At 64.2% G+C, this 1,129-nt stretch carries 1 protein-coding gene; it reads right to left on the reverse strand.

Annotated elements, in window-relative coordinates; genetic code table 11:
• A protein-coding gene (locus tag ACFO0A_RS15260) for an IS3 family transposase (RefSeq protein ID WP_379540034.1) occupies positions 1-1,129 on the reverse strand; the annotation gives its coding sequence in 2 pieces (ribosomal slippage) (positions 1-883 and positions 883-1,129; 1,130 coding nt annotated over the 2 pieces). This gene is flagged as partial in the annotation.

Consider the following 1,129-nt stretch of genomic DNA (forward strand, 5'->3'; position numbering starts at 1 on the left):
GAAGCAATGGGCTGTGTAGCGGAGCCCGTAGGGCGTAGCGAAGCAGGCCATTGCTTATCCAGTTCAGCGGCGAACGCCGCCGGGGTTACGTATCCAAGGGATGAGTGCGGTCTCTCCCGATTGTAGTCATCCACCCAGGCGGCGATCTCGACACGGGCATGGGCCAGGCTCATGAACAGCGTCTCGTTCAGCAGTTCGTCGCGCATGCGGCCGTTGAAGCTCTCGACGTAGCCATTCTGCATTGGCCGTCCCGGCGCGATGTAATGCCACTCGACGCCGGTCTCGCCGCACCATGCGAGCACGGCGTTGGAGGTCAGCTCGGTGCCGTTGTCGCTGACGATCATGCCAGGCTTGCCGCGCCGGGCGATCAGCTCGGTCAACTCGCGCACGACACGGCGGCCCGAGATCGACGTGTTCGGCACCGCTGCCAAGCACTCCCTGGTCACATCATCGACCACGTTCAGCACCCGGAACCGTCGGCCTGAGGCCATTTGGTCGTGAACGAAGTCCAGGCTCCAGCGCTGGTTCGGCAGTGCCAGCACCGGAGCCGGTGCCCTCGTGCCGACAGCACGCCTGCGGCTGCGTCGTCGCCTGACCGCCAGCCCTTCCTCCTGGTAGATACGTTGGGTCTTCTTGCGGTTGATCATCACGCCCTCCCGGCGCAGCAGGATGTGCAGACGGCGATAGCCGAACCGGCGACGCTGGTTGGCCAGCTCGCGCAGCTTCTCACGCAGATCGGCATCATCGTCCCGGGTGGAACGGTAACGCACGCTCTTGCGATCGGCATCGATGACACGGCACGCCCGCCGTTCGCTCATCCCGTGGCAGGCCTGGAGATGAGCGACAGCTTCCCGCATGGCGGCGGGCGTCAGAACTTTTTTGCCAGAAGATCCTTCAATGCCACGTTGTCCAGCATCGTGTCGGCCAGCAGCCGCTTGAGCTTCGCGTTCTCGCTCTCGAGTTCCCTCAGCCGCCGGGCCTCGGATACCTCCAGACCGCCATACTTCGACTTCCAGTTGTAGATCGTCGCTTCCGACACCCCGTGCCGCCGGGCCAGGTCAGCAGTCTTCGCTCCCGCCTCGGCCTCCTTCAGCACGCCAATGATCTGCTCTTCCGTGAACCTCAGTCG

The organism is Novosphingobium tardum, from assembly GCF_042652045.1.
GTDB classification, from domain to species: domain Bacteria; phylum Pseudomonadota; class Alphaproteobacteria; order Sphingomonadales; family Sphingomonadaceae; genus Novosphingobium; species Novosphingobium tardum.